6 protein-coding genes are annotated in these 6467 nt (G+C 67.7%); 3 read left to right on the top strand and 3 right to left on the bottom strand.

Annotated features, from left to right (window positions below):
- Positions 1-10: 10 nt before the first annotated feature.
- The 3 genes from AC1DZ6_RS16420 to AC1DZ6_RS16410 all read right to left on the bottom strand — a co-directional run bounded on the left by AC1DZ6_RS16420 (position 11) and on the right by AC1DZ6_RS16410 (position 3538).
- Positions 11-1393: a peptidoglycan DD-metalloendopeptidase family protein gene (locus AC1DZ6_RS16420; RefSeq protein WP_477098216.1), complete on the bottom strand. Its 1383-nt coding sequence runs from the start codon at positions 1391-1393 to the stop codon at positions 11-13.
- Positions 1394-1621: 228 nt separating this feature from the next.
- Positions 1622-2317 (bottom strand): response regulator transcription factor CtrA, encoded by a 696-nt coding sequence (ctrA, locus tag AC1DZ6_RS16415; protein WP_422181955.1) that lies wholly within the window; start codon positions 2315-2317, stop codon positions 1622-1624.
- Positions 2318-2746: 429 nt separating this feature from the next.
- Positions 2747-3538 (bottom strand): LytTR family DNA-binding domain-containing protein, encoded by a 792-nt coding sequence (locus AC1DZ6_RS16410; protein ID WP_477098215.1) that lies wholly within the window; start codon positions 3536-3538, stop codon positions 2747-2749.
- Between the two features lie 145 nt (positions 3539-3683).
- Here AC1DZ6_RS16410 and AC1DZ6_RS16405 point away from each other — a divergent pair, with 145 nt between their 5' ends.
- From AC1DZ6_RS16405 to AC1DZ6_RS16395, 3 genes are all read left to right on the top strand, one after another.
- Entirely contained in the window at positions 3684-4679 is a 996-nt protein-coding gene (locus AC1DZ6_RS16405) for an alpha/beta hydrolase family protein (protein ID WP_477098214.1), read from the top strand.
- A 164-nt stretch (positions 4680-4843) separates the two neighbouring features.
- A complete protein-coding gene (gene fliI / locus AC1DZ6_RS16400; protein WP_477098213.1) occupies positions 4844-6181 on the top strand; it encodes a flagellar protein export ATPase FliI in 1338 nt (445 codons plus the stop codon).
- Positions 6181-6467, top strand: a 287-nt coding sequence (locus AC1DZ6_RS16395; protein WP_477098212.1) for a flagellar export protein FliJ, incomplete at its 3' end; no start/stop codon positions are given. The genes fliI and AC1DZ6_RS16395, both read left to right, overlap by 1 nt.

The raw sequence follows: 6467 nt of genomic DNA, 5'->3' as shown, positions 1-6467 counted from the left end.
TCTGTAGGCCCTACCGCAACGCCGGCCCCTTGGCCTTGTCCAGCGAGGCCAACGCCAGCTTCGGCGCCGCCTTGTCCTCGACGACGTCGCCGCCAGCGGCCAGCATCTGGTCGATGTGGTTGCGCTGGGCCTTGAAGCGGCTCAGCTCGCCGCCGGCCAGGATCGTGCCCTGGGGCACCTTGGCGCCGATCGGGTTGACCCGCTGACCGTTCAGCCAGACCTCGTAGTGAAGGTGCGGGCCGGTCGCGAGACCCGTTGCGCCGACATAGGCCACCACCTGGCCCTGGCGCACGTGGACGCCCGGCCGGATGCCTGCGGCGTAGCGCGAGATGTGGCCGTAGCCGGTGTCCCACTGGCTCGAATGGCGGATGCGCAGCCAGTTGCCGTAGCCGCTCCAGCGGCGGGCCTCCAGCACCACGCCGTCGCCGGCCGCCAGGATCGGAGTGCCGGTGCCGGCCCCGAAGTCGACGCCCTTGTGGCCGCGGGTGTAGCCCAGCACCGGATGCTTGCGCATGCCGAAGGTGGAGGTGATGCGAGCGCCGTCGACCGGCGTGCGCAGCAGGAAGCCTTTGATGTTCTTGCCCAGCTCGTCGAAGAACTGCGGCTTGCCGTCGTCACCCGAGCGCTCGAAGGCGTAGAACTTCTGCCCTTTGACCTCGGCGTATTCCAGGTCGCCGGCCTCGACCGTGCGGCCGCTCTCGGTGACTGTGCGGCCGAACACCAGGCAGAACTTGTCGCCCTCGTGGATGTCGCGCGAGAAGTCGATCTTGTGCGAGAACAGCTTGGCCGCCTGGCTGATCACCGCCGGGGTGCCGCCCACGTCGGCCACGCTCTCGTAGAACGACCCCTTCATCTCGCCGCAGGCCACCTTGGTCTCGTCGGTGACCTTTTCCTCGAGCTCGCGCAGTTTCATCGCGCCGTCGAAGGTGCGCGAGACGGTCAGGGTCGAGGACGGGCCGGTGCGCATCGACAGGCCGATCAGCCGGGCGGACCCCGCGCGACCATTGCGGCGCTCGGCCACGGCGGCCTCGAAGGCCATGCCGGCCTTGATGTTGACGGTGTCGATCGCGCCCTGCAGGGCGGCGACCACCTGGTGGGCGTCATTCGGGGCGATGCCCGTGCGCAGCACGGCGTTTTCCAGGGTCTCGCCGGGACGCACCTTGACGGGGATCGATTCCGGACGCTCGAAGCCCGGCTGGGCCTCGGCGCTGGCGAACGCGGCGTGCTGCAAGGCGGCCAGGGCGTTGGCGTCAAGCGGGGCGCGGACGACCTGCACCGGCGCGTCGGTCGCGGTCAGCTTCCAGCCCACGCCCAAGGCGGCCAGACCGGCGATCGCGGTGAAGACCTTCGGGGCCAGACGCATGGTCGGCCGTCTCGGATCGAATTCCTGCATCAAGACCCCGACTGGTAACGATGCCGCATGCGTTCAAAATGACACGGCTGAGATGCCCCCCAGCAAACCTCGCGCCGGAAAATGGCGGATGACGCCCTGTTCCGGCAAGGACTATTCGGTGCTTCGGGCGATTTGTCACGGACAGGCCTAAGCCTTTGTCCTAGCAAAAGAAAACGCCCGCCTCCTGCGAGGCGGGCGTTGAACTTTCGGGTTTCGAGCTGCGTCGGCTTACGCCGCGGCGACTTGCTCGTTCGGGTCGCGCAGCACGTAGCCGCGGCCCCAGACCGTCTCGATGTGGTGCTTGCCCTGGGCCGAGGCCGCCAGCTTCTTGCGCAGCTTGCAGATGAAGACGTCGATGATCTTCAGCTCGGGCTCGTCCATGCCGCCGTACAGGTGGTTGAGGAACATCTCCTTGGTCAGGGTCGTGCCCTTGCGCAGGGAGAGCAGCTCCAGCATCTGGTATTCCTTGCCGGTCAGGTGAACGCGGTTGCCGTTCACTTCGACCGTCTTGGCGTCCAGGTTCACGATGATGTCGCCGGTCTTGATGACCGACTGGGCGTGACCCTTCGAACGACGGACCACCGCATGGATGCGGGCGATCATCTCGTCCTTGTGGAACGGCTTGGTCATGTAGTCGTCGGCGCCGCCCGAGAAGGTCTTCACCTTCGTGTCGATTTCGGCGCTGCCCGACAGGATCATGATCGGCGTGTTCACCTTGCCCACCCGCAGGGTGCGCAGAACATCAAGGCCGCTCATATCCGGCAGATTCAGGTCGAGCAGGATCAGGTCGTAGTCATAGATCTTGCCCAGATCCACGCCCTCTTCGCCAAGATCCGTCGTGTAGACGTTGAAGCCTTCAGACTTCAGCATCAGCTCGATGGTCTGCGCGGTGGCGCTGTCATCCTCGATCAACAGTACGCGCATGCAGCCCTCCCCGCCCTTGGGCGGCATTATTCGACAGCTTGGCGGAATACCGCCGGTGAAACCCGTCCTGCACTTTGCCGGACAGTTAATTTAAGACAGGTTAATGGTGAATGTTCCTGTTGGAGAAATGGTTAATCTGATTTGCGAATCGGGCGCAAGCGGTCAGCGACTCATTTGGCGCAAAGGTCGCAGGGGGCTGTGGACAGTCCGTCAAGACGATTCCTTTTGGCCTCAAACGCCCGGAAACGCGGGCTTGTAAAGGGCCCTGTTGCTCACCTTGCCGCCCCTTTAAGGCCTCCGCCGTTCATCTGTGAGGCGAGATTGCGGCGTTCTGTCGCGAGAAATTCGCGGCCTTGAGCGGGGGTCTGGAGCGTCGCCGGCGACCCGACCATCGTTTACCCGCGACGTCGCGCCGCTGAGGGTTTCACCCTATTTTTCGCCCGAGGCTTCCGGCGCCAGCCAACCGGCCTCCCGAAGCCTGGCCACCGAGGCGCGGGAGACCGGCGCGGTGAGGTCGCCTCTCAGGGTCAGGCGCAGGTTTCGGCCGTCGGCGATCACCCCCGTCACGGCTGCCCGGGCCACCCACCACGAGCGGTGCACGCGCATCCCCTCCTGGGCCATGCCGGCGATCACCCGCTCGAACGGACCCGCGACCAGGCGCGAGCCGCCCAGGGTGTGGACCCGCACATAGTGGTCCTCCATGCGCAGACAGAGGACCTCGCCGGGCGGCGGCATGACCGGCGTCGTGATCGCCGACGGCGGCGCCGCCTGGACTGGAAGCGCGCCGCGCATCGACCGCGCCTTCAGCGCGCGCCGCACGATCACGAAGGTCAGGACCGGGCCCGACAGGAAGACGCATTGGCCGTACCATTCCAGCGGCGCGATCCTCTCGCGCAGGAACGGCCACAGGGTGGTGGCCAGCCAGCTGATGAACAGGGCCAGCGGGACGCAACCGACCAGCAGCGCGACGATGATCACCGGCCAGACCGGAATCCGCAGGCGCTCGGCCCCGGCCACCGCCAGGCGCTGCAGCACCCCGAAGATCAGGGTTCCCACACAGAAACAGACGATGAAATGGAAGATGCGCGGCCCGACCGCCCCGTTGAGATAGCTGCCGTACGGACCGAGCACGCCGATGAACAGGCCGATCGCCGCCGCGACGGCGAAGTCGATCGCCCATTCGCGGGCGGTTCCCAGCAGCGGCTCGGCTTTCGCGGTCATGGGGCGGGCATCGGGGCGGTCATACCGTTGCTATAACGTCGGTTCGCCGGTTCGCGAACCCGTTCGCCCGTTCGCGAAGACACGATGGCGGCCCCCGACCCGACGAGCGATGAGCTTGGCCACGCTTCACTCATCGAGGATGTCCATGTCGATCCGTTCGCTCTGTCTCGCTTCGGCGACCGCCCTGGCCCTGGCCGGCCTCGCCGCGCCCGCCCTGGCGGCCACCGCGGGCTTCACCGTGCTCCAGGCCGCCGATCCGCAAGGCGGCGCGCCGATCACCGTCGGCGTCTGGTATCCCGCCGACGCGCCCGCCAAGCCCATGAAGTTGGGCATCGGTCACCAGACCGCGGCGCCCGGCGCGCCTCTGGTCGGCGACCACCTGCCGCTGATCGTCATGTCGCACGGCAACGGCGGCTTCTTCGGCGGCCATGCCGACACCGCCCAGGCCCTGGCGGAAGCCGGCTTCGTGGTCGCCGCCCTGACCCACACCGGCGACAACTACGCCGACCAGAGCCGCGCCACCGACATGGCCAACCGGCCGCGCCAACTGTCGGTGCTGATCGACTACATGCTGAAGGCCTCGCCGATGCACGCGGCGATCGATCCGGACCGGGTCGGCGCGTTCGGCTTCTCCTCGGGCGGCTTCACCGTGCTGGTCGCGGCCGGCGCCGAGCCCGACCTGAAGACCCTGACCCCGCACTGCAAGGCTCACCCCGACTTCTTCGACTGCAAGCTGACCGCCTCGCACCCGCCGCCCGCCGACGTGATGAAGTCGGTCTGGACGCATGACGCGCGGATCAAGGCCGTGGTCTCGGCCGCCCCGGCCATGGGCTACAGCTTCAGCAAGGCCGGCCTGTCCAAGGTGACCCTGCCGCTGCAGCTGTGGCGGGCCGAGAACGACCAGATCCTGCCCGACCCGTTCTACGCTTCGACGGTGCGGGCGAACCTGCCCAAGCCGCCCGAGTGGCATATGGTCCCCGGCGCCGGCCACTTCGACTTCATGACGCCCTGCAACGACCCGGAGAGCGCCGACACCAAGTTCATCTGCACCAGCGCGCCAGGCTTCGACCGCGCGGCCTTCCACAAGGATTTCGACGCGAAGGTGGTGGGGTTCTTCAAGGCCAATCTGGCCCGGCCCTGAGGTCCAAATCCGCTCATCCCGGCCCCGGGATGAGCGGAAAGACATAAGGACGCAGCCCCCGCCTTAACCGCAAACCTAAAGCGCCGATTAACCATGTCGGTCTACTTCACTCCCCATTAACGCACGAGGCCCAAAGCTTGGCTTCGAGCCGTCGGGAGTTGTGCTTGCGTAGCCTGATCGCCGCCGTCGAACGTATCGATCCGCTGACCGTCTTCGGGCGCGTCGCCGCTGTGAACGGCCTCCTGATCGAGGCGCGCGGCGGGCTGACCCGTCTTGCCGTCGGCGCGCGCGTCGAGATCGAGCGTCTGAACCTTCCGACCCTGCCCGCCGAGGTCGTCGGCTTCCGCGAAACACGCGCCCTGCTGATGCCGTTCGGCCCCGTCGAGGGCGTGGCACCCGGCGCCGAGATCAAGATCATGCCCGAGGGCGCCGTGGTCCGCCCGACCAAGGCCTGGCTGGGCCGCATCATCAACGCCTTCGGAGAGCCCATAGACGGCCTGGGCCCGCTGCCGCAGGGCGAGGTGCCCTACCCCCTGAAAACCCCGCCTCCGCCCGCCCACGCTCGTGGCCGGGTCGGTGAGCGCATCGATCTGGGCGTGCGGTCGATGAACGTCTTCACCACCACCTGCCGCGGCCAACGCCTGGGCATCTTCGCCGGCTCGGGCGTCGGCAAGTCGGTGCTGCTGTCGATGCTGGCCAAGGAAGCCACGTGCGACGCCGTCGTGGTGGGGCTGATCGGCGAACGGGGCCGCGAGGTCCGCGAGTTCATCGAGGAGACCCTGGGCGAGGACGGCCTCAAGCGCGCCATCGTCGTGGTCGCCACCTCGGACGAGCCGGCCCTGACCCGCCGCCAGGCCGCCTACATGACCCTGGCGGTCAGCGAGTTCCTGCGCGACCAGGACCTGGAAGTCCTCTGCCTGATGGACTCGGTGACCCGCTTCGCCATGGCCCAGCGCGAGATCGGCCTGGCCGCCGGCGAGCCGCCGACCACCAAGGGCTACACCCCCACCGTCTTCACCGAGCTGCCCAAGCTGCTCGAGCGGGCCGGCCCGGGTCCCATCCGCCCCGACGGCACCACGGCCGCCCCGATCACCGCCCTGTTCACGGTGCTGGTCGACGGCGACGACCACAACGAGCCGATCGCCGACGCCGCCCGAGGCATCCTGGACGRCCACATCGTCATGGAGCGGTCGATCGCCGAGCGCGGGCGCTTTCCGGCGATCAACGTCCTCAAGTCCATCAGCCGGACCATGCCGGGCTGCCAGACGCTGGAAGAGCGCGAGGTGGTCAAGATGGCCCGCCAGTGCATGGCCGCCTATTCGAACATGGAAGAGCTGATCCGCATCGGCGCCTACCGCGCCGGGGCCGATCCGCTGATCGACCGCGCCATCCGCCTGAATCCGGCGGTCGAGGCCTTCCTCAGCCAGAGCCCCGACGAGGCCACCAGCCTCGACGACAGCTTCGGCTACCTCGCCCACATCCTGCAGAGTGAAGCCGCGTAATGACCAAGTGGGCCGACTCCCTGATCCGCATCTCGAACCACAAGGTCGAGACCCTGCAGAAGCGCCTGGCCGACGTGGTCGAGCGCCGCCAGACCGCCGAGATGAAGGTCGCCGCCATGGACGCGGAGTCCGAGGTCGAGGCCATGCAGGCCCAGGGCGACGTCGAGGCCGGCTGGTACATGATCGGCTTTCGGCAGGGATCCAAGATCCGCCGCGACCAGACGCTGCTGGAGATCGACCAGATCCTGATCGAAGAGGCCGGCGCCCGCGACGCCCTGTCCCAGGC

It is taken from the genome of Caulobacter sp. P1_B12_2 (genome assembly GCF_056406675.1).
Note: the sequence above shows the minus strand (reverse complement) of the source record. Positions and strands in the feature narration are given on the sequence as shown.